18 protein-coding genes are annotated in these 20,156 nt (G+C 68.8%); 7 read left to right on the forward strand and 11 right to left on the reverse strand.

Annotated features, from left to right (window positions below; translation table 11 throughout):
* Positions 1 to 103: 103 nt before the first annotated feature.
* Both HV742_RS05380 and HV742_RS05385 read right to left on the reverse strand, forming a co-directional pair.
* Positions 104 to 1,234 carry a CobW family GTP-binding protein gene (locus tag HV742_RS05380; RefSeq protein WP_049077083.1) on the reverse strand — a complete coding sequence of 377 codons (1,131 nt, stop codon included), beginning with the start codon at positions 1,232 to 1,234 and terminating at the stop codon, positions 104 to 106.
* Between the two features lie 375 nt (positions 1,235 to 1,609).
* On the reverse strand, positions 1,610 to 2,113 hold the full coding sequence (locus HV742_RS05385; RefSeq protein ID WP_063581460.1) for a Fur family transcriptional regulator: 504 nt from the start codon (positions 2,111 to 2,113) through the stop codon (positions 1,610 to 1,612).
* Between the two features lie 337 nt (positions 2,114 to 2,450).
* On the opposite strand from HV742_RS05385, the gene HV742_RS05390 reads away from it, so the two are divergent.
* From HV742_RS05390 to HV742_RS05410, 5 genes are read left to right on the forward strand one after another with little or no spacing between them, the layout of a single operon-like run.
* Positions 2,451 to 3,173 (forward strand): metal ABC transporter ATP-binding protein, encoded by a 723-nt coding sequence (locus tag HV742_RS05390; protein WP_059272831.1) that lies wholly within the window; start codon positions 2,451 to 2,453, stop codon positions 3,171 to 3,173.
* Positions 3,170 to 4,036: a metal ABC transporter permease gene (locus HV742_RS05395; protein ID WP_175144637.1), complete on the forward strand. Its 867-nt coding sequence runs from the start codon at positions 3,170 to 3,172 to the stop codon at positions 4,034 to 4,036. Before HV742_RS05390 ends, HV742_RS05395 begins: the two co-directional genes overlap by 4 nt.
* 18 nt (positions 4,037 to 4,054) lie before the next feature.
* Positions 4,055 to 5,050 (forward strand): metal ABC transporter substrate-binding protein, encoded by a 996-nt coding sequence (locus HV742_RS05400; protein ID WP_175144638.1) that lies wholly within the window; start codon positions 4,055 to 4,057, stop codon positions 5,048 to 5,050.
* A complete protein-coding gene (locus HV742_RS05405) occupies positions 5,011 to 5,694 on the forward strand; it encodes a DUF1007 family protein (protein ID WP_049077073.1) in 684 nt (227 codons plus the stop codon). The genes HV742_RS05400 and HV742_RS05405 overlap by 40 nt, the downstream gene beginning before the upstream one ends.
* The gene (locus HV742_RS05410; RefSeq protein WP_175144639.1) at positions 5,685 to 6,836 is read left to right on the forward strand and encodes a nickel/cobalt transporter; all 1,152 of its coding nucleotides are present in this window, start codon (positions 5,685 to 5,687) and stop codon (positions 6,834 to 6,836) included. The genes HV742_RS05405 and HV742_RS05410 overlap by 10 nt, the downstream gene beginning before the upstream one ends.
* 13 nt (positions 6,837 to 6,849) lie before the next feature.
* On the opposite strand, the gene xerC is transcribed toward HV742_RS05410, so the two are convergent.
* The 5 genes from xerC to HV742_RS05435 are packed head-to-tail and all read right to left on the reverse strand — an operon-like array spanning position 6,850 to position 11,309.
* Positions 6,850 to 7,851 (reverse strand): tyrosine recombinase XerC, encoded by a 1,002-nt coding sequence (xerC, locus tag HV742_RS05415; protein ID WP_437340583.1) that lies wholly within the window; start codon positions 7,849 to 7,851, stop codon positions 6,850 to 6,852.
* A gap of 7 nt (positions 7,852 to 7,858) precedes the next feature.
* Complete coding sequence (locus tag HV742_RS05420) at positions 7,859 to 8,536, reverse strand: DUF484 family protein (protein ID WP_049077067.1); 678 nt, start codon at positions 8,534 to 8,536, stop codon at positions 7,859 to 7,861.
* Between the two features lie 4 nt (positions 8,537 to 8,540).
* A complete protein-coding gene (gene dapF, locus HV742_RS05425; protein WP_054418502.1) occupies positions 8,541 to 9,452 on the reverse strand; it encodes a diaminopimelate epimerase in 912 nt (303 codons plus the stop codon).
* A 52-nt stretch (positions 9,453 to 9,504) separates the two neighbouring features.
* Positions 9,505 to 10,395: a lysophospholipid acyltransferase family protein gene (locus HV742_RS05430; protein ID WP_049077062.1), complete on the reverse strand. Its 891-nt coding sequence runs from the start codon at positions 10,393 to 10,395 to the stop codon at positions 9,505 to 9,507.
* 47 nt (positions 10,396 to 10,442) lie between these two features.
* Complete coding sequence (locus HV742_RS05435; RefSeq protein WP_059272825.1) at positions 10,443 to 11,309, reverse strand: lysophospholipid acyltransferase family protein; 867 nt, start codon at positions 11,307 to 11,309, stop codon at positions 10,443 to 10,445.
* A 274-nt stretch (positions 11,310 to 11,583) separates the two neighbouring features.
* Here HV742_RS05435 and metK point away from each other — a divergent pair, with 274 nt between their 5' ends.
* Positions 11,584 to 12,747, forward strand: a complete 1,164-nt coding sequence (gene metK / locus HV742_RS05440) for a methionine adenosyltransferase (RefSeq protein WP_049077057.1) — start codon at positions 11,584 to 11,586, stop codon at positions 12,745 to 12,747.
* 65 nt (positions 12,748 to 12,812) lie between these two features.
* Here metK and HV742_RS05445 read toward each other — a convergent pair whose 3' ends face one another.
* Positions 12,813 to 14,240, reverse strand: coding sequence for an amidase (locus tag HV742_RS05445; protein ID WP_175144640.1), 1,428 nt, complete (start codon positions 14,238 to 14,240; stop codon positions 12,813 to 12,815).
* Between the two features lie 98 nt (positions 14,241 to 14,338).
* Positions 14,339 to 15,643, reverse strand: coding sequence for an MFS transporter (locus HV742_RS05450; RefSeq protein ID WP_175144641.1), 1,305 nt, complete (start codon positions 15,641 to 15,643; stop codon positions 14,339 to 14,341).
* A gap of 112 nt (positions 15,644 to 15,755) precedes the next feature.
* Here HV742_RS05450 and HV742_RS05455 point away from each other — a divergent pair, with 112 nt between their 5' ends.
* Positions 15,756 to 16,730, forward strand: a complete 975-nt coding sequence (locus HV742_RS05455; protein ID WP_254600975.1) for an Lrp/AsnC family transcriptional regulator — start codon at positions 15,756 to 15,758, stop codon at positions 16,728 to 16,730.
* A gap of 54 nt (positions 16,731 to 16,784) precedes the next feature.
* Here the strand turns inward: HV742_RS05455 and HV742_RS05460 are convergent, their stop codons facing one another.
* Together HV742_RS05460 and HV742_RS05465 are read right to left on the reverse strand one after the other, a co-directional pair.
* Positions 16,785 to 19,274 (reverse strand): branched-chain amino acid ABC transporter ATP-binding protein/permease, encoded by a 2,490-nt coding sequence (locus HV742_RS05460; protein WP_175144643.1) that lies wholly within the window; start codon positions 19,272 to 19,274, stop codon positions 16,785 to 16,787.
* A complete protein-coding gene (locus tag HV742_RS05465) occupies positions 19,274 to 20,152 on the reverse strand; it encodes a branched-chain amino acid ABC transporter permease (protein ID WP_175144644.1) in 879 nt (292 codons plus the stop codon). The genes HV742_RS05460 and HV742_RS05465 overlap by 1 nt, the downstream gene beginning before the upstream one ends.
* Positions 20,153 to 20,156: the final 4 nt, after the last annotated feature.

Genomic DNA, 20,156 nt, shown 5'->3' on the forward strand with positions numbered 1-20,156 from the left:
TCCTGGCGCGGGCTTGTCTTCCCGGTCCGTGTTTGCTGCCTACGCTATTCGTACCCTCACAGTACTGCCTTCGTCGCACCGCGTCACGTATCCAAAAAGGGGATTACCCCGCCAGGCACTGCTCCAAGCCCCGGGTGAAAATCTCCTGGGGCAGCTTGCGGCCGATGAAGACCATCTTGGTGGACGGCTTTTCGGCCGCGGTCCACGGTTTGCCGGGTTCGGCGCCCATCATCATGTGCACACCCTGGAACAACATGCGGCGGTTGATGCCCTTCATGTACAGGATGCCCTTGTAACGCAACAGGTCCGGGCCATAGACCTGCACCACGCCGCCCAGGAATTCCTCGAGGCGGGCAGGATCGAACGGCTTGTTGGAGCGGAACACGAAGGCGCCGATCTCGTCGTCGTGCTTGGGGTGGTGATGATGCGCGTGATTGCAGTGCGCCCCGCATTCGCCGTCGTGATCGTGGTCATGGTCGTGACCGTGGTGGTCGTGGCCGTGATCATGATCGTGGCCGTGCCCGTGGGCATGGCTGTGGGCGGCATCGGGATGCTCATCGGCCAGGAAGTCCGGGTCGATGTCCAGAATGGAATTCAGGTTGAAGCCGCTGATATCGATGATCGACTTCAGGTCGGCGTCGCCGAAGTTGACCGGCGTGATGGGCGCGCGCGGGTTCATCCGCAGCAGGCGGTTGCGCAGCGCTTCGTAGTCGACGTCGTTGACCAGGTCCTTCTTGGAGATCAGGATGCGGTCCGCGAAGCCGACCTGCTTCTGCGCTTCGGGTTGTTCGTCCAGCGTCGCCATGCCGTGCTTGGCGTCGACCACCGTGACCACCGCGTCCAGGCGGTAGTACTCGGCGATGTCGTCGTCCATGAAGAACGTCTGGCACACCGGGCCGGGGTTGGCCATGCCGGTGGTTTCCAGGATGACGCGTTCGAAATTCAGGGCGCCGGCCTCGCGCTTGGCGCGCAGGTCGGACAGGGTGCGCATCAGGTCGCCGCGCACCGTGCAGCAGACGCAGCCGTTGGACAGCTCGATGATTTCTTCATCGCTGTCCTGGACCAGCAGGTCGTTGTCGATGCTTTCCGGTCCGAATTCGTTTTCGATGACGGCGACGCGACGGCCGTGGAATTCGGTCAGGATGCGTTTGAGCAGGGTGGTCTTGCCCGCACCGAGAAAGCCGGTGAGGATGGTGACGGGAACCATTTTGTCCAAACTGCGCGGGGTGTTCATGGCGAAGCTGCTTGCGTGAAGTAAAGGCGGTTAAACACGGCGGTCAAGCGCTGGGTCTGGCGGCCGGCAGTGGGTGCCGAGTGCCTGCCAGACATCGCTCGACCGATGTTACTGCCACAGGCTGCGAGGGCCGCCTATCGCGGCCGGACGCAGGATTACAGCACAGTCGGGGGCGGGGGGCAAACCCCGGGCCAACCCGGGGGCCGTAGCCGCCCAGATCGCGGCTGTACGCCGTCAAGTATCGGGCGATATCACTATTTTGGGGCAATTTTCCGGATTTCAAGGGCCGGATGGAAAGCGCGCGACGAGCGAGGCGTCGGCCCCCGCTGCCTGATCGCCTGTGGCGGGTCCGGCAGCGGGCAGGGACAGGCCCCGTCAGTGATGGTGGTGATGATGCCCGGCGTCCGCGGGCTGCTTCTTCTGGCACTGCGGGCAGAGGGCCCGGATCTCGGTCTCGTGGGTGGCCAGCACATAGCCGGTCTGGGCCACGCGTTCGGCCAGTTGACGACTCATGGCGGGATCGGATATCTCGGCGACCGCGCCGCACGCGGTACAGACCACCAGCAGGTCGTGCGGCGCGCCGCCGACGTCGTGGCAGGCGCTCCAGGCGTTGACGGCATCCAGGCGGTGGATCAGGCCTTCGTCCATCAGGAAGTCGAGGGCGCGGTAGACCGTGGGAGGCGCGGCGCCAGGGTGCACTTCGCGCATGGCGTCGAGCAACTCGTAGGCCTTGAGACTGCGGCCGTGGCGTAGCAGCAGCTCGAGCACCTTGCGGCGGATGGGCGTCAGGCGCCGGCCGCGCTGTTCGCACAGCGCTTCAGCGACGCTGAGTTGGGCACCTACGGTGTCACTGCGGGGGGAACGGGGTGGAGCAGGCATGGCGGGCTTCATCTGAATAGGGACGCGCGCGACGCGCGAGATGTCAGGAAGGTAGCAGAAAACAACTGGCTACGGGCAAAACCAACCGATCCCAGTTTATTGGTTATGATATAACATAATATGCTCAATCAGCCGGCGCCATTTTCCAGTTTTTGCTGCTTGCCGTTTCCATGTCCCGCTCTTCGCTTCTACCCCCGCACCGCGGCAATGCCCCGGACCCGTGCACTTCCTTCCGTTCCGCCTTCCTCGCTTCCGCTTGGCGCCGCATGGCCTATGCGGTGGCCGCAGCCGCTGCCCTGTGGGCGTTGACCGGCTGGGCGCTGGACTGGTGGCCGCGATGAAGGCCGCGCCGGTCGCCATCGAACTGTGCAATGCGTCCTTCGGCTGGCACGGGCATACGGCCCTGCGCGGCATCTCGGGCCGTTTCGAGCCCGGCGCGATGACAGCCGTGGTGGGCCCCAACGGCGCCGGCAAGTCGACGCTGATCAAGGGAATCATGGGAGTGCTGCGGCCCATGGCCGGCAGCGTCACCATCGGTGGCGCGGGGCGGTCCGAATTGGCCTGGCTGCCGCAGGCCGCCGAACTCGACCGCGCCTTTCCCGCCAAGGTCCTGGACCTGGTGGCGCTGGGCGCCTGGCGCCGGGTCGGCAGCTGGCGCCGCTACGGTCGCGAGGAAATCGACCGCTGCATGCACGCGCTGGAGACCGTGGGCCTGGCGGACATGGCCGGCCGCGGCATCGACACGCTGTCCGGTGGCCAGATGCAGCGCACGCTTTTTGCCCGCATGTTGGTTCAGGATGCGCCCGTGCTGATGCTGGACGAACCGTTCACCGCCGTCGATAGCCATACCGCCGACGAATTGATGGCCCTGCTTTGCGACCTGCATGGGCAGGGACGCTCGGTCATCGCCGTGTTGCATGACCTGGACCTGGTGCGCGATCGCTTTCCGCAATGCCTGCTTCTGTCCGGTTCGGTGGTGGCCTGGGGCGAGACCGGGATGGCGCTGAGCGAGACGCACCTGAGAACGGCGCGCCAATGGCATACGAGGGCCTTCGCATGACGGCGCTGCAATGGGCCGTGGCGCCCTTTCTCGACTACGGTTTCATGCGGCGCGCGCTGGCCGGCGCCAGCGCCCTTTCCCTGGGCGCGGCGCCGCTGGGCGTATTCCTGGTGCTGCGGCGCATGAGCCTGATGGGCGATGCCATGTCGCACGCCATCCTGCCGGGCGTGGCGGCGGGCTTCCTGCTGTCCGGCCTGTCGCTCGGCGCCATGATGCTGGGCGGTATCGTCACCGGGCTGGCCGTGGCCCTGCTGGCAGGGTTGGTGGCTCGGCTCACGCCGTTGCGCGAAGACGCCAGTTTTGCCGCGTTCTACCTGATCTCGCTGGGCCTGGGGGTTCTTCTGGTGTCGCTGCGCGGCTCCAACATGGACCTGCTGCACGTGCTGTTCGGCACGGTGCTGGGGCTCGATGACGATGCGCTGTTGCTGGTGACGACGACCGCCAGCGTCACGCTGCTGGCGCTGGCCGGGCTCTACCGCCTGCTGGTGGCCGAGTGCCTGGACCCTGGTTTCCTGCGCGCCAGCGGCGGCCGGGGCGGCTGGGTGCACATGAGCTTCCTGGTGCTGGTGGTGGTGAACCTGGTGGCCGGGTTCCAGGTGCTGGGCACGCTGATGGTGGTCGGCATCATGATGCTGCCGGCCGCGGCCGCCCGATTCTGGATGCGCTCCGCGGCCGGCCAGATCCCCCTGGCCGCCGGTATCGGCGTGACCGCCTCGATCGTCGGCCTGCTGGTGTCCTACCACTTCAACGTGCCGGCCTCGCCCGCCATCATTCTGGCGGCGGGTGTCTGTTATCTGTTTTCCATCGTTGGCGGCCCGCATGGCGGGCTGCTGCGGGCGCCGCGCCGATCGCGCCGGGCCTGAACCTCAAGGAGATTCGCTATGCGTTCCATTCTGCCGGCGCTTTCGCGCCGCCGCGCCTTGCTCGCGGCGGCCGGCTTGTGGCTGTCCGCGACCTTTGGCGCGGCGCATGCCGCCGAACCGTTGCCGGTCGTGGCCAGTTTCTCGATCCTCGGCGACATCGTGCGCGAGGTCGGCGGCGATGACGTCCGGCTTGACATCCTGGTCGGGCCGGACGGCGACGCCCATGAATACGAACCCACTCCAGGCGATGCCAAGAAGCTGGCGGCAGCCAAGGTGCTGTTCGTCAACGGCCTGGACTTCGAGGCCTGGTTGCCGCGACTGGTCAAGGCGTCCGGTTTCAACGGGGCCACCGTGGTGGCATCCCAGGGCGTGACGCCGCGCAAGTTCGCCGGCCATGGCGACAAGGAGCATGACCATGGCGCCGACCACCACGACCACGATCATGGCCATGCCCATGGCGCGGATGACGGTCACCATCATCATGGCGACGCCGATCCGCACGCGTGGCAGAACCTGGCCAACGGCGTGATCTATGCGCGCAATGTCGCCGAGGGCCTGGCCGCGGCCGACCCGGCTCATGCCGATGCCTACCGCAAGCGCGCCGACGCCTATGTCGCCCGGCTGCAGGCCGCCGACGCCGCCGCGCGCAAGACCTTCGCCGCGATTCCGGCCGAGCGCCGCAAGGTGGTCACGTCGCACGATGCCTTTGGCTATTTCGGCGATGCCTACGGCGTGGACTTCATCGCCGCGATGGGCATCTCGACCGCGGCCGAGCCGTCCGCTGGCGACGTCGCGCGCATCATCGAGCAGGTCAAGCGCGACAAGGTGCCGGCGGTGTTTGTCGAGAACATCACCAGCCCGCGCCTGGTGCAGCAGATCGCGCGCGAAACCGGCGCCAGGGTGGGTGGTACGCTGTATTCCGATGCGCTGTCCAAGCCCGGACAGCCCGGCGCCACCTATCTGGAAATGTTTGAATGGAACGTACGTCAGCTCGCCGCGGCCTTGCAGCCCTGAGCGCCATGGCGGGCGCGCTGGCGGCCACCGCCGCCAGCGCGCATCCCCATATGTGGATCGACGCCCGCGCGGTGATCGACCTGGACGAACAGCATCGGGTCACCGCGGTGCGGCAGGTCTGGCAGTTCGATGAGATGTTCGGCGCCTATGCCACGCAGGGACTCAAGAAGGGCAAGGGGGGCACGCTGCCCGACGACACCCTGAAGGGCATGGCGCAGGATTGGATGAAGGCGCTGGGCGAGCCGGTGTCGCACTATTTCACGCGTGTCACCGTGGCGGGCAAGAGTGCGGCGTTCGCCGCGCCGCGCGATGCGCGCGTGACCTGGAATCCGAAGACCGGGCGGTTGGCGCTGGCGTTCACGTTGCCGCTGGCCGAACCCGTCGCGCCGGACGCCGCGGGGGCGCAGGTCGATATCTACGATCCGACGTACTTCGTTGCCTACGCCTTCGATGAAAAGGGGGCGGTCGCGCTGGAAGGGCCTGGCGCGGCGGCCTGCAAGCAGGCTTACCGCAAGCCCAAGGAACTGGATTGGAACACCATGCAGCAGTTGGCCGCGATCCCGGCCGATCCGGAGGCGTTGCCCGAGGAGCTTTTCGCCATCACCAAGGGCCTGACGCATCGTATCGAGGTGCAATGCCCGTAGCGCGCGGCCGTCCGCCAACCGTCACGCTCGCGTGGCTGCTGGCCCTGTTCGTCGCGCTGGCCTGGGCAGGGGAGGCAGCGGCGCAGGGCGCGCATCCCTTCGGCGTGCCCGAGAGCGGCGGCGCGGGCCTGGGCGGTCCCGGCTGGCTGGCGGGCTTTTTCGGCCAGGTGTCGGCATGGCAGACCCATTTCTACCGCCAACTCACGGCGGCGGTGCGCGCCTGGCAGGCCGATGGCGGCGGCTGGCTGCTGATCGGCCTGTCGTTCGCCTATGGCGTGTTCCATGCCCTGGGGCCGGGCCATGGCAAGGCGGTGATTTCGTCGTATGTGCTGGCCAATCGACAGACCGCCCGCAATGGCGCGCTGCTGGCGTTGCTGTCGTCATTGGTGCAGGCCTTGGTGGCGATTTCGATGGTGGCGGTGCTGGCGCTGGTGTTCAACGCCACGGCGGCTTCCATGAACCAGGCGACACGCTGGCTGGAGCTGGCGTCGTATGCGCTGGTAACGCTGTTGGGGGCGTGGCTGGTGTGGGTCAAGGCGATCAGGCCGCTGTGGCGGCGACGGTCGTCCGCCGCGCGTGTCGCGGCTGCGCCGGCCCGGCCCGCGACGCCGGCGGTCGCCGGCGGGCCGGGATTGAAGGGCGCCGCGGCGCTGCGCGCGATCACGGTGCAGGCCGCCGCGCCACGCGCTCAGCCGGCGCTCCACGAACCCGCACACGTCCATGGGCACCACCGCCATGATCACCCGCATCATGACGACGCCTGTGGCTGCGGCCATGCCCACGTGCCGCCGGCGGAGCAGATGGCGGGGCTGTTGAACTGGCGCCGCGCCGGGTCCGCCATTCTTGCCGTGGGCCTGCGCCCGTGCAGTGGCGCGCTGATCGTGCTGGTATTCGCGCTGTCGCAGGGATTTTTCCTGGCGGGCGTGGCTTCGGCGCTGGCGATGGGCCTGGGCACGGGCCTGACCGTGGCGGCGCTGGCCTGCCTGGCGGTCGCGGCCGGGGGCGCGGCGGATGCGCTGGGCGCGCGCCTGTCGAGCGCGGCGGCGGCGCGGCTGCGCTACGCGGTGGAAGCGTTGGCCGCGCTGGCGGTGCTGGCGTTGGGCGTGCTGCTGCTGGGCGGCATGCTGGCAGGGGGTGGTTGAACGCGCGCCGGTCTCAGGACTTGCGGCCGGCGCGAGGATGCGCCTGGTCGTAGGCGCGCGCCAGGTGCTGGAAGTCGAGCCGGGTATAGATCTGGGTGGTGGAGATGTTGGCGTGGCCCAGCATTTCCTGCACGGCGCGCAGGTCCTGGGCCGATTGCAGCACGTGGCTGGCGAAGCTGTGGCGCAGCACGTGCGGATGCACGTGGGTTGGCAGGCCGGCGGCTTGCGCGATGTGCGCCAGCTGCAGTTGCACGACGCGCGGCGAGATGCGCCGACCGCGCGCGCCCAGGAACAGCGCGGCGGCGTCGTCCGCCGACGCCGCCGGCGGCGCCAGTTGCGGGCGCGCCTCGATCCAGCGCCGCAGCGCCGCCAGAGCGGCCTGGCCGACCGGAACCGACCGGCGTTTGCCGCCCTTGCCCAGCACGATGACCTCGGCTTCGTCCAGGTTCAGCCAGCCGCGCGATTCGTGGTCGGCCGAGCGTGTGTAGCGCAGATCCAGCCCGACCAGTTCCGACAGGCGCAGGCCGCTGGAATACAGCAACTCGAACATGGCCTGGTCGCGCAGCGCGGCCGGCGCGGTCGCGACTTTTGCCGGCGCGCGGTCGAGCAGGGCCTGGGTCTGCTCCACCGACAAGGCCTTGGGCAGGCCGCGCGGCGCCTTGGGCGCGCGCACGCCGGCCACCGGATTGCCGGCCAGCTCGATGGTGGGCGCCCACCATTGGTAGAAGCCGCGCCAGGCCGCCAGCGTGCGGGCCAGGCTGCGCGGGCCGCGGCCCTGGGCGTGCAGTCGTGCGACGAATTGCCGGATGTGGCCGTTGCCGAGCTGGTCGAGCGGCAGTCTGGCGCGTTCGGCCAGCGCATGCAGGAATCGCAGTTCGCGCCGGTAGCCGTCCAGCGTGTGGGGAGAATAACGGCGGTTGCTTTCCAGATGGCGCAGCCAGGCGGCCATCGGATCGGGCAGGGGAGCGTCCGGCGCCGGATCCTGCATGGCGTGTTCCGGGGCTCCCGTACTCATGGTGCGCTTACGCCTTGGGCGCGGCCGGGTTCAACCGGTGCAGCGCGGCCGAGGCCAGCTGGCCGATGGATTCGAGGAACGCGGTGCCCATCTCGGGCGTAAAGCGTTCGGCGTCGTCCGAACCCAGCACCAGCAATCCGACGCTGGCGCCGTCGGCCTCCAGGCGCAGCGGCACCAGCGCCAGCGACTTGGGCTTGGCGTCCAGCCAGGCGACCGCCTCGAAGGCCGTGTCGGTGCCGCAATAGGGCGTCTTCAGGCTGTCGGTGAAAGTGCGCACGTCCTGGCTGACGGGTTCGCCGTAGCCGGTCTCGGGCAGTTCGGGCAGGTTCCACAGGCGCAACGCCACGTGGTTCAGGTCGAATTGTTCGGCCAGGCCCAGGGCGATCTCGCCGGGCACACGCTGCGGGTCCGGTTCGGACAACAGGCGGCAGCACCACTTTGAAATGTGGCCGCCGATGGTTTCGTTGGCGGTGGCGTTGCGCACCAGTTCGTTCAGGCGCCACTCGAGTTCGCGATTGCGTTCGCGCAGTGTGAGGATCTGGCGTTCGCCCAGCGAGATGGCGCGCGAGCCGTGCGGATGCGGCACCTGCAGCGTGGCGAAAACGTCGGCGTGCTGGTCGAAGAAGCCGGGGTGTTCCTGCAGGAAAGTGGCGATGTCCTGGGCGGTGAAAGCGGTATCGGTCATGGGGTTATCGGTTCAGCGCCATGGAGAAGACGAGCTTGTCGATATCGACCTGGCCCGTGAAGACGGATTCGGCGGGGCCGGTCATGCGCAGCTGGTCGCCATTCCAGGCGATGGTCAGCACGCCGCCGCGCGTCTGCACGCGCACCGGGGAATCGAGCAGGCCGCGGCGGATGCCGGCGGCGACGGCGGCGCAGGCGCCGGTGCCGCAGGCCAGCGTTTCGCCGGCGCCGCGTTCGTGCACGCGCAGGCGGATGTTGTGGCGATCGACGATCTGCATGAAGCCGGCGTTGACGCGGCGGGCGAAGCGCGGGTGGTTTTCGATCAGCGGGCCGACGATGGCGACGGGCGCGGTGTCAACGTTGTCCACCACCTGCACGGCGTGCGGGTTGGAGATGGCCACGGCCGACAGGGCCACGCCGCGCGGCAGGCCGGCGGGCACATCGAGCTCCAGCTGCCAGAGTGTGTCCTGGCCTTCGGTGCGCGAGGCCAGGCCAGCCGTGTCGAACGGCAACGCGGCCGGGTCGAAACGGGTGCTGCCCATGTCGACGGTGACCTGCTCGTCGTCGCCTTCGTCCAGCACCAGGATGCCGGTGGCGATCTCGGCGCGCAGGGGGTTGCGGTCGGACAGGCCCTGTTCGTGCACGAAACGCACGAAGCAGCGCGCGCCGTTGCCGCAGTGTTCGACTTCGCTGCCATCGGCGTTGAAGATGCGATAGCGGAAGTCGGCGTCGGGCCGGGTGGCGCGTTCGACCAGCAGGATCTGGTCTGCGCCGATGCCGAAGTGACGGTCGCCCAGGGCGCGGGCGCGCTCGGGCGTCATCTCGATGGCCTGGCGGACCCCGTCGAGGACGACGAAATCGTTGCCCGCGCCGTGCATTTTGGTGAAGTTCCAGTTCATGGGGGGATTATCGCCCATTCTGGCCGGGGAAACCGCTTTCGCGCGGCCCCCGGGGGAACTCGGATGCGGGTCAGTAGATCTTGGGTTCGCCCGGCGGGCGCGTCTTGAAGCGGCGGTGCACCCAGTAGTACTGGCTGGGACAGCGGCGCACCCAGGCTTCCAGTTCGCGGTTCAGGCGCGCGGTGGCCTCTTCCAGCGAGTCGTCGCCGGGGAAGTTCTCCAGCGGCGGCAGGACTTCCGCGTGATAACGGCCGGTTTCGGGGTTCCAGAAGTCCAGGATTGGCAATACCGCCGCGTCCCATTTCTTGGCCAGCTGGGCGGTGGCCAGCAGTGTCGCCGCCTGCACGCCGAAGAAAGGCGCGAACACCGCGCCCTGGCGGCCGAAGTCCATGTCGGGCAGGTAGTACACCGGCCGCGGCGCGCGCAGGTGGCGGATCAGTTCGCGCACGCCATCCTTGCGGCTGACCAGGAACACCTCGTTGAAGCGGGCGCGCCCGGCGGCCACCACCGCGTCGATGTGCGGATCGCTTTGCGGCGTGTACATGGTGGCCGCGCTTGGCACTTCCATGGTGAGCCGGGTCGCGGCCGCGTCCAGGCCGATGAAGTGCGGCGCCAGCAGGATCACCGAGCGGCCCTGGGCGGTCAGGTCGTTGATGCGTTCGGCGCCGCTCTGCGTGACCATGTCCTTGATGGCTTCGGGCGTGCCGTACCACAGCACGCCACGGTCGACGATGGATTGGGCCAGCGCCCGGAAGTGTTCGCGCACCCAGCGTTCGCGCACTTCCTCGGGCTGGTCCGGAAAGCACAGCTCGAGATTGCGGCGCACGATGCGGGTGCGCGACTTGGCCAGGCGCATGGCCAGCCAGCCGAGCGCGGCGCCGATGCGCAGGCGCGTGGACGGCCGCATGCGGCCGAACCATTTCAGCAGGTTGACCAGCGTGCGCGTTTTGGATTCGTTCATGGGCGGATTGTGGGGCTTGGGACCAGGGCGGCGGCGGGGCGGCGGCGTCAGCGGGAGGCGGTGGCCGTGTCCTCGGCGGGCGCGGGCGGGGCGCCGCGCGGGGTCTTGTAGCGGTTGTAGCTCCAGAGATACTGCTGCGGGCAGCGGCGGATCAGCGTTTCCATGGCAGCGTTGAGCAGCGCGGCCTGGGCCTGCGGGTCCGCCGGCAGCGGCTCGGGCACCCGTACGTAGTGGATGCGCCAGCCACGGCCGCCCGGCAGGCGTTCCCCGGCGGTCAGGATGATCGGCACGCCGGTCTGGGTGGCCAGCTTGCCGGGCAAGGTCATGGTGTAGGCCATGCGTCCGAAAAATGGCGCCCAGACGCCGTCGCCGACGCCCGGCGCCTGGTCCGGCAGCATGCCGACCGATTCGCCGCGGCGCAGGGCGCGCACGAATTCCCGCACCCCTTGCATGGTGGCGGGCACGGCATTGACGGCCGAACTGTTGCGCGCGGTTTCCAGCAGCGGCGCCAGGATGTCCTTGCGCGGCGGGCGGAACATCACGGTCATGGGCATCAGGCGGGCCAGGTAGCGCGCGGTGATCTCGAAACAGCCCAGGTGCGGGGTCAGGAACAGGATGCCGCGGTTTTCGGCGCGGGCGGCTTCCACCACCGCGTTGTCGTCCGAGATGACCTGGGCCAGGCTTTGTTCATTGCGAAACCAGACTCGCGGCATTTCCAGGATCATGGCGCCGGCTTCGCCGGCCGCCCGGCGCGCGAAGGCCGCGTCCGGGTAGCCGGCCTGCGTGGCGTTGGCCCGCAGGCGGCGCCGGTACTTGCCCGGGAAGGCGTAGGCAATGCGGCCGAGCAGGCGCCCCAGCGCGTGCGCGACGGGCAGGGGCAGGGCGGCGAACAGGCGGAACAGGGCGAGCAGCATGCGGCAAATGAGTGATATCGGGCATGGTAATACCGGTACTCGGGGGAAAGACCCCACCCCCGGCACAAGCATAAGACCCGCATTTTCGCTTAAAATCGGCAGGTCGCCGAGTTAACCGACAACTTGCGGGGCGACGGCAAGGTCCAGGCGCGTCATGCGTCGCTTGCCAAATCCGCTAAAGCGTCGCGCCCAGATCAGTGCATGCCATGCCGTCCGGGGTGCAACGCGCCTCGTGAACCTATGCTCCGTGTACCGGACACGAAAGGACGCATCTGTGGCCAATAACGACTTTCTCTTCACTTCCGAATCCGTTTCCGAAGGGCACCCCGACAAGGTAGCCGACCAGGTTTCCGACGCGATTCTGGACGCCATCTTCACCCAGGACCCCAACGCCCGCGTGGCGGCGGAAACCCTGTGCAACACGGGTCTGGTCGTGCTGGCCGGTGAAATCACCACCACCGCCAACGTCGATTACATCCAGGTCGCGCGCGACACGATCCGCCGCATCGGCTACGACAACACCGAGTATGGCATCGACTACAAGGGTTGCGCGGTGCTGGTCGCCTACGACAAGCAGTCGCCCGACATCGCCCAGGGCGTGGATCGCAGCTCGGAAGACTACCTGAACCAGGGCGCGGGCGACCAGGGCCTGATGTTCGGCTATGCCTGCGACGAAACGCCCGACCTGATGCCGGCTCCGATCTGGTACGCGCACCGCCTGGTGCAGCGCCAGAGCGAACTGCGCAAGGACGGTCGTCTGCCGTGGCTGCGCCCCGACGCCAAGTCGCAAGTCACCTTCCGCTATATCGACGGCCGCCCAGCGGAAGTCGACACGGTGGTGCTGTCGACCCAGCACGCGCCGGACGTCACGCAAGAGACGATCCGCGAAGCGGTCATCGAAGACATCATCAAGCCCAGCTTCCCCGAAGGCCTGATCACGCCCAAGACCAAGTTCCTGGTCAACCCGACCGGCCGCTTCGTCATCGGCGGTCCGCAGGGCGATTGCGGCCTGACCGGCCGCAAGATCATCGTCGACACCTACGGCGGCGCTTGCCCGCATGGTGGCGGCGCGTTCTCGGGCAAGGATCCGTCCAAGGTCGATCGTTCGGCCGCCTACGCCGCCCGCTACGTGGCCAAGAACATCGTGGCCGCCGGCCTGGCGCGCCAGTGCCAGGTGCAGGTCAGCTACGCCATTGGCGTGGCCGAGCCGATCAACATCACCGTCTACACCGAAGGCACCGGCGTCATTCCCGACGACCAGATCGCCAAGCTGGTGCGCGAGCACTTCGACCTGCGTCCGAAGGGCATCGTCAACATGCTGGACCTGCTGCGCCCGATCTACACCAAGACCGCCGCGTATGGCCACTTCGGCCGTTCCGAGCCGGAGTTCTCGTGGGAAGCCACGGACAAGGTCCAGGCCCTGAAGAAGTCGGCCTGATCCTCCCCGCCTGGCAAGACGCCCCTGCATGCAGGGGCGTTTTCTTTTGGACGGCCTCGGCCGGGTCAGAGGTTCCAGGCCGAGAGGTCGGGTGTGCGCATGACTGGCGCCAGGATGCGTTCCAGCGCCGCGGCGCAGTCCAATAGCGCGGCATCGGCGCCGGCGGGCGCCAGCAATTGCACCGCCATCGGCATGCCGTCGGCGTCGAACCCGGCCGGCAGCGCGATGGCCGCCGCGCCCAGGAAGTTGGCGGGACGCAACAGCCTGCCCAGGCCCGCATGGCGCACGTCGGCAGCGTCCAAGGCCTGTGCGGCCTGGTCGCAGGCCGGCATCAGCAAGGCGTCGATCCCCTGCATGGCGGCGGCGAACGTGGCCATGTCGGCCTGCCGCCGTTGCAGCGCGGCAGCGTAGTCGGCCGGCGCGATGCGGCCGCCGGCGGCGATGCGCGCGCGCACGACTTCCCACAGCGGCTGCGCCGGGTCCTCGGCCAGGTGGCCGAAATGGCGGTAGGCCTCGTAGGCCAGCACCAGCGAGTTGTCGTCCGCCATGCGCGCGAACGACAGCGACGCCGGCGGATGCCAGGTCGCGGGCGTGACGCCGGCCTGGTCCAGTCGTTCCTGCGCCTCGTGCCAGATCCGCAGGCCCTCGTCGGCCAATGCCGCGGGCCAGGCCTGAGGCGCCAGCACCGCGATGGCGCCGCCGCGGCGCGGGGCCGGGCGTCGCAGCGCGGCGATGCTGGCGGCGGAGACGTCCAGCGTGGCGACATCGTCGATATCCGGACCGGCCAGCACCTGCGTCAACAGGCGTGCATCGGCCACGCTGCGGGCGATGGGGCCCAGCACATCCAGTGTCTCGGACAGCGGCAGGCAGCCGGCGCGGCTGATGAGGCCGGAGGACGGCTTGTAGCCGACCACGCCATTGAGCGCGGCGGGCGCGCGCACGGAGCCGCCGGTATCGCCGCCCAGCGCCAGCGGGGCCAGGCCCGCGGCCACCGCGACACCGGCGCCGCTGGACGAGCCGCCGGGTGCGCGCGGGGTGCCCGCGTCCCAGGGGTTGCGGGCGGTGCCCTGGGTCGGGTTCTGGCCCGACAGGCCGAACGCGAATTCGGTCATGCGGGTCTTGCCCAGGATCACCATGCCCTGCGCCGCCAGGCCGCGCACGGCGGTGGCGGTTTCATCGCTGACCACGCCGCGGCGGGTCTGCGAGCCGCCGCTGGCGGTGGTGCCGGCCCATTGCACACTGTCTTTCACCGCCACCGGCACGCCATGCAGGGGCCCCATCGAAATGCCGGCCGCCAGCAGGCGATCGGCGGCTTCGGCCTGGGCCAATGCGCGTTCAGCCGTCACCTCGCTGTACGCGGCCAGGTCGGCCGCGCGGGCAATGCGATCCAGGAAATGGGTGGTGATCTGGCGCGAACTCAATTCGCCCGCACGGATGGCGCGGGCGAGTTCGCGGGCTTCTCGGAAGTGCAGGGCGGTGTCTTGTTCTGGCATGGCTCTCACGAAAAAAGGAAAAGCTTTCCGGCCCAGGAGGAGCCGGAAAGCGTTGAGACGGGGCGTCAGCGCCGGGGGCGGTCTTGTTTCAGCCGGTCTTACTTGAGCGATTGGCCCCGGGTCTCGGGCATGCGGATGAAGGTGATCAGCGTGATGACGGCGCCGGCCAGCACGTAATAGAAGAACCAGCGCTCCATGCCCTTGCTTTGCAGCCAGGTCAGCAGGTAGGGCGTGGTGCCGCCCAGCAGCGCCACGACCAGGTTGTACGGTGTGCCGATACCGACGGCGCGCACGCTGGTGGGGAACTGCTCGGACATGATGGCCGGCGCGATCGACGTGTACATGGCGTACAGCACCAGGCCGAACAGCTCCACGGCCAGGATCGAGCCGAACGACGGGCCCAGCGTGGTCATGAGCGGGTAGAAGAACACCAGGTAGCCGGCGGCGAAGAAGATCAGCTGCGGCTTGCGGCCGATGCGGTCCGACAGCATGCCGAACACGGGCTGCACCAGCATGAAGACGATCAGCGCGACGGTGTTGGCGGCGAACGCCACCTGCGGATCGGCCTTGACCTGGCGGATGGCGTAGGTCGGCACGTACGCCACGAAGATATAGAAGGCGAACGTCGTCAGAATCGAGAAGCCGACGATGCGCAGCACCTCACGCGGGTGCTCGCGCAGCAGGGTGCGCAGCGGCTGTTTTTCGACGCCGGCCTTCTTGGCGTGCGAGAACGCCTCGGTTTCGGGGACCGCGCGGCGGATCCACATGCCCGCCAGGCCACCGAGCGCGCCCAGGAAGAACGGAATGCGCCAGCCCCAGTCGGCCATCTCGGTCTTGGTCAGGGTCGAAGTCAGCAGCCAGCCCACCGCCGACGCCGCCAGGATGCCCACGGCGGCGCTGAAAAAGACGAAGCTGGAGTAAAAACCGCGCTTGTTGGGCGGCGCCATTTCCGCCAGGAAGGTCGTGGCCGAGGCATACTCTCCGCCCAGCGACAGGCCTTGCAGCAGGCGCGCGGCGGTCAGCAGCAGCGGGGCGGCCAGGCCGATGGTGGCATAGGTCGGGGTGACGGCGATGATCAGCGAACCGCCGGCCATCATCAGGATGGTCAGGCCCAGCGCGGCCTTGCGGCCGTAGCGGTCGGAGAAGATGCCGAGCACCCAGCCGCCGACCGGGCGCATGAAGAAGCCGACGGCGAAAATGCCGAAGGTCGCCAGCAGCGCGGCGGTTTCATTGCCTTCGGGGAAGAACTGCTTGGAGAAGAAGATGGCGAATGACGCATAGATGGTCCAGTCGAACCATTCCACCGCATTGCCTACACTACCGGCCAGAATCGTGCGGGCGCGCGACACGGGCGCGGCGTTTGCCCCCTGCGTGGCTCGCAGGGTCGCGGAAGGGGTACTCATAACGTCCTCGGTTTTATTTTTTGGTCAAATAGACCGTTAAATTTTGTGTTTTTATCAATGCGCGAACGTTAGATTAATGAATATGGTCACGTCAAGTAAGGGTAAGTCCCTAATGCCGGCGCTCGATGACACCGATCTGGCCTGCCTGATCGCCTTGCAGGCCGACCCGCGAGCGTCCTGGCGCGAGCTGGGCGCGGCCACCGGCATCGCCGAGCGCACGGTGGCGCGCCGGATCAAGCGGCTGATGGATGCCGACGCCCTGCGCGTCATTGCGGAGGCCGACCCGCTGGCCACAGGCCGTGGCGTGGTGCTGCACGCCTGGGTGCGCTGCCGCTCGGGCCGCGTGGCCGAGGCGGCGGAAGCCCTGGCGCAGCTCGGCATCACTCAGTTGGTGGTGACCCTGGCCGGCACGGCCGATTTGATGGCGGAACTGACGCTGGCGGACGCAGCCGACATGCCCGACGTGGTGACGCGGGTGTTGCCGTCGATCGAGGGGGTGGAGCACGTGGAGGCGCGGTTGGTGCTGCGGCCTTTCCGCCGCGCCGGTCAGTGGCGCATCCAGGCCGGCGACGGCCCGCCCGATGGACCGGAACCGGCGACGGCGCAAACGCCAGCCGCGCTGACCGAGCCGGAACAGCGTATCGTCGCCCATCTGATGCGCGATGGCCGCGCGAGCCTGGCCGAGTTGGCTGCGCATGCCGATGTCAGCGAGCCCACCGTCCATCGCCTGTTGCAACACCTGGTGGAGCGGCGCGCGCTGAGTTTCCGCGTGGAAGTCGAGCCTGCCCTGGTGGGCTTTCCGGTGGAGGCGGTGATCTCGGTGCAGGTGCGGCCGCAGGCGGTCGATGCCCTGGCCGCGCACCTGGCGCTGGATCCGAATACGCGCTGCCTGTTCGGCACCAGCGGCGCTTCGCAACTGTTCTGGCATGTGCTGTGCCGCGACAGCCTGAACTTGTGGGACGTGGTCACGCGCAGGCTTGGCGAACTCGATGGCGTGCTGGCCAGTGAAGTGGGCGTGGTGATGCGCGCCTACAAGCGCTGCGGCATCGTGCGCGAGGGCGCGCGGCTGGGCGGCGAGGCCGCCTGAGCGTTCTGGCGCGGAGCCTGGCGCGCCTGCGCCGCGCCAGGCTCCGGTGCATTCTCACGCGCCGAGGTAGGCGCGCGCCAGCGCTCCATCGGCGGCGATTTCCCGCGCCGTGCCGTGCGCCGCCACGCGGCCGGACTCCAGTACGTAGGCGCGGTCGGCCAGCGACAGCGCCAGCGCGGCCATCTGGTCCACCAGCAGAATCGTCATCGATTCGGCCCGCAGCCTGTCCAGCGCTTCGAACAATTCGTCGATGATCTTCGGCGCCAGGCCGAGCGACGGCTCGTCCAGCAACAGGATCACCGGCTTGGACATCAGCCCGCGCGCGATTGCCAGCATCTGCTGTTCGCCGCCGGACAGCAGGCCGGCGCGCTGGTGCAGCCGCTCGCGCAGGCGTGGAAAGCGCGTCAGCATCTCCTCTACGCGGGCTTCCCGATCGGCCGGATGCAGGAAGGCGCCCAGCCGGATGTTGTCGAGCACGCTCAGGTCCGGGAACACCTGCCGCCCCTCGGGCACCAGGACCAGCCCTCGCGCCACGATGCGGTCCGCGCTCAGCCCCTGCAATTCCTGCCCTTGCAGGTGCATGCCGCCCTGGACGGGCCGGTGCAGCCCGGCCAGGGTGCGCATCAGCGTCGACTTGCCGGCGCCATTGGCGCCAAGCAGCGCCACCATTTCGCCCTCGCGGACCTGCAGGTCGATGCCATGCAGCACCGGGTTGGCGCCGTAGCCGGTGGTCAGGCTGCCTACGCCCAGCACTTCCGGCGCGACGCCGCCAGTCGCCGGACGCGCACGCGCCGTGGGCGCCTGGCGCGCCGCATCGTCGCCCAGGTAGGCTTGCCGCACGGCTTCGGACTGCTGGATCTCGCCGGTGGATCCCTGCGCCAACTCGCGCCCCGCGTCGATGGCGACAACGTGATCCGAGACGCCCATCACCAATGCCATGTCGTGCTCGACCAGCAGTACGCCGGCGCCGGCCTCGGCAATGCGCCGCAGCAGGGCGGCCAGTCGTGTCTTGTCCTCGCGGGACAGGCCCGCCGCGGGCTCGTCCATCAACAGGACGTCGGCGTCGGTGGCCAGCGCGCGGGCAATCTCCACCAGCCTGCGATCCACGTGCGCAAGATCGGCGGCTGGCGTGTCCAGGTCGCCTTCGTATCCGCAAAAGGCCAGCAGGGCGCGGGCCCGCTCGCGCGCATCGGACGACAGATAACGGCGTGCGGCCAGCAGGCCGCCCAGCCGGCCGCGCAACAGGCCCAGTGCGACGTTGTCCTCGACACTCAAAGTGTCGAACAACTGCGAGGTCTGATAGGTGCGCGCGATGCCCTCGCGCGCCACGCGGTGGGCCGGCAGGCCGGCCAGTGGCGCGGCGCCCAGCGCGACGTTGCCGCTGGTGGGCTGGTAATAGCCGCTGAGCATGTTGATGACGGTGGACTTGCCCGCGCCGTTGGGGCCGATCAACGCAGTGATGGCGGCGGGCGCGACGTGAAACGATACGCCCTGCACCGCGCGCACCCCGCCGAACGTCATGGTCAGCGTGTCGGCGCGCAGGGCGCGGCGGGCCCGGCCATTGGCGGCCAGGCCGCCCTGGCGTGGGGCCAGACGCGGTGTCAGGCCGCGTCGCCGCCAGCGGGCCAGCAGTCCCGCCGCGCCTTCGGGCGCCGCCCACAGCACCACGAGCAGGAAGGCGCCGAAGAACAACAGGCGATATTCCTCCAGGCTCGACAGCAGTTCGGGCAGCAGTCCGACCACCACCGCGCCCAGCAAGGGCCCCGCCAGCGAACCGGCGCCGCCGATGGTGACGGCCAGCACGAACAGGATCGACTGCATGAAGTTGAAGTTGTGCGGCGTGATCATGCCGGCCTGGGGCGCATACAGGCCTCCCGCCAGGCCGACCACGGCCGCCGACACCATGAAGGCCACGGCCTTCACCACCAGCGGGTTGATGCCGATGGATTCACTGGCCGTTTCACTGTCCTTGACCGCGCGCATGGCCGCGCCCCAACTGCCGCGCGCCAGCAGCGCATAACCGGCCAGCGCGGCGAACACCGTCACGATCGCGAGCATTGCCACCTCGCGGTCTCCGCCCAGCGCGCCGAGCGCGGGCTGCGCAATGCCCATCAGCCCGTTCTGGCCGCCGGTGAGATCGCCGCCCTCGACCAGGGTGTGTTCCACGATGAAGCCGAAGGCGATCGTGATCATCGCCAGGTAGGGCCCTTGGACTCGCAGCGCCGGGAGCGCCAGCAGCAGCCCGAACACCCCTGCCACCGCCGCGGCAACGGGCCATGCCAGCCAGAAATTCCAGCCCGCCTGGCCGGTGAGGATAGCCACCGTGTACGCCCCGATGGCGTAGAACGCGGCATGGCCGAACGACATCTGGCCGGTCAGCCCCAGCAGCACGTTCAGGCCGATGCCGGCAAGCGCCAGCAAGGCCACGTTGCCGATCACGAAAACGTAATAGCCGTTGACGCTGGCCGCCAGGGTCAGGCTGACGACCGCCAGCAGGGCGTAGGCGGCCAGCGCCGGCCAAGAGAATGCAGATTGCCGGGCCATCAGACTTTCCTCACGGCCGCGCGGCCGAACAATCCGTTGGGCCGCATGGCCAGGATGGCGATGACCAGCGCGAAGCTGATGATCTGGGTGTAGCCGGAGCCCAGCGCGACGGTGATCAGCCCTTCGGTCACGCCGAACAGCAGGCCGGCGAGCATGACGCCCCAGGCGCTGGTGATGCCGCCCAGGATGGCGACCACGAAGGCCTTCAGTCCGAACAGGGTGCCCATGTCGGCCTGCACGTTGAACAGCGGCGCGACCAGCGCGCCGGCCACGCCCGCGAACAGCGTCGAGACGGCAAAGGCGGCCATGATGGCGCGCCGCACCGGGATGCCCATCAGCCGCGCGGCGTTGGGATTCTGTACCACGGCCAACAGTGCCACGCCCCAGCGCGTGCGTCGCGACAAGGCGTGCAGGGCGGCAGCCAATGCCAGTCCGACCAGCGGGATCAGCAGTTGCAGCGGATACACGCCCAGCCCCAGGCCGCCGATTTCCAGCGGCGCTTGCGCCAGCGGAGACGGCAGGCTGCGGGGCTCCTTGCCGAAGGTGAACATCACCAGGTTGTCCAGCACGATGCCCAAGGCCACCGTCGACATCAGCCAGGCGTTCGAGCCGCGGCTGGCGAATGGCCGCACCGCCAGCCGCTCGACCACCAGGCCATACAGCGCGCACAAGGCCAGCGCCGGCGGCAAGGCGGCCAGCAGCGGCCAGCCCAGCGTCTGCGCGAAGGTATAGGTCAGCACCGCGCCCAGCATCATGGAGCTGCCCTGGGCGAAATTGACCGTGCCGGACACGGCGTAGGTCAGGTAGAAGCCCAGGGCCATCAGCCCATACATGCTACCCAGCCCCAGGCCGCTGACGATGGCGGACATCCACAGCATGCGT

It is taken from the genome of Achromobacter ruhlandii, from assembly GCF_902859695.1.
Classification (GTDB): Bacteria; Pseudomonadota; Gammaproteobacteria; order Burkholderiales; family Burkholderiaceae_B; genus Achromobacter; species Achromobacter ruhlandii.

Bases quoted from the DNA above. Each gene is read 5' to 3' on its own strand.
- HV742_RS05465 (WP_175144644.1), bottom strand. From the start codon at position 20,152: ATGCTGTGGATGTCCGCCATCGTCAGCGGCCTGGGGCTGGGTAGCATG.
- HV742_RS05395 (WP_175144637.1), top strand. From the start codon at position 3,170: ATGACGGCGCTGCAATGGGCCGTGGCGCCCTTTCTCGACTACGGTTTC.
- HV742_RS05385 (WP_063581460.1), bottom strand. From the start codon at position 2,113: ATGCCTGCTCCACCCCGTTCCCCCCGCAGTGACACCGTAGGTGCCCAA.
- HV742_RS05460 (WP_175144643.1), bottom strand. From the start codon at position 19,274: ATGGCCCGGCAATCTGCATTCTCTTGGCCGGCGCTGGCCGCCTACGCC.
- HV742_RS05450 (WP_175144641.1), bottom strand. From the start codon at position 15,643: ATGAGTACCCCTTCCGCGACCCTGCGAGCCACGCAGGGGGCAAACGCC.
- HV742_RS05380 (WP_049077083.1), bottom strand. From the start codon at position 1,234: ATGAACACCCCGCGCAGTTTGGACAAAATGGTTCCCGTCACCATCCTC.
- HV742_RS05410 (WP_175144639.1), top strand. From the start codon at position 5,685: ATGCCCGTAGCGCGCGGCCGTCCGCCAACCGTCACGCTCGCGTGGCTG.
- xerC (WP_437340583.1), bottom strand. From the start codon at position 7,851: ATGAGTACGGGAGCCCCGGAACACGCCATGCAGGATCCGGCGCCGGAC.
- HV742_RS05455 (WP_254600975.1), top strand. From the start codon at position 15,756: ATGCCGGCGCTCGATGACACCGATCTGGCCTGCCTGATCGCCTTGCAG.
- HV742_RS05405 (WP_049077073.1), top strand. From the start codon at position 5,011: ATGGAACGTACGTCAGCTCGCCGCGGCCTTGCAGCCCTGAGCGCCATG.
- HV742_RS05390 (WP_059272831.1), top strand. From the start codon at position 2,451: ATGAAGGCCGCGCCGGTCGCCATCGAACTGTGCAATGCGTCCTTCGGC.
- HV742_RS05400 (WP_175144638.1), top strand. From the start codon at position 4,055: ATGCGTTCCATTCTGCCGGCGCTTTCGCGCCGCCGCGCCTTGCTCGCG.
- HV742_RS05435 (WP_059272825.1), bottom strand. From the start codon at position 11,309: ATGCTGCTCGCCCTGTTCCGCCTGTTCGCCGCCCTGCCCCTGCCCGTC.
- dapF (WP_054418502.1), bottom strand. From the start codon at position 9,452: ATGGGCGATAATCCCCCCATGAACTGGAACTTCACCAAAATGCACGGC.
- HV742_RS05445 (WP_175144640.1), bottom strand. From the start codon at position 14,240: ATGCCAGAACAAGACACCGCCCTGCACTTCCGAGAAGCCCGCGAACTC.
- HV742_RS05420 (WP_049077067.1), bottom strand. From the start codon at position 8,536: ATGACCGATACCGCTTTCACCGCCCAGGACATCGCCACTTTCCTGCAG.
- HV742_RS05430 (WP_049077062.1), bottom strand. From the start codon at position 10,395: ATGAACGAATCCAAAACGCGCACGCTGGTCAACCTGCTGAAATGGTTC.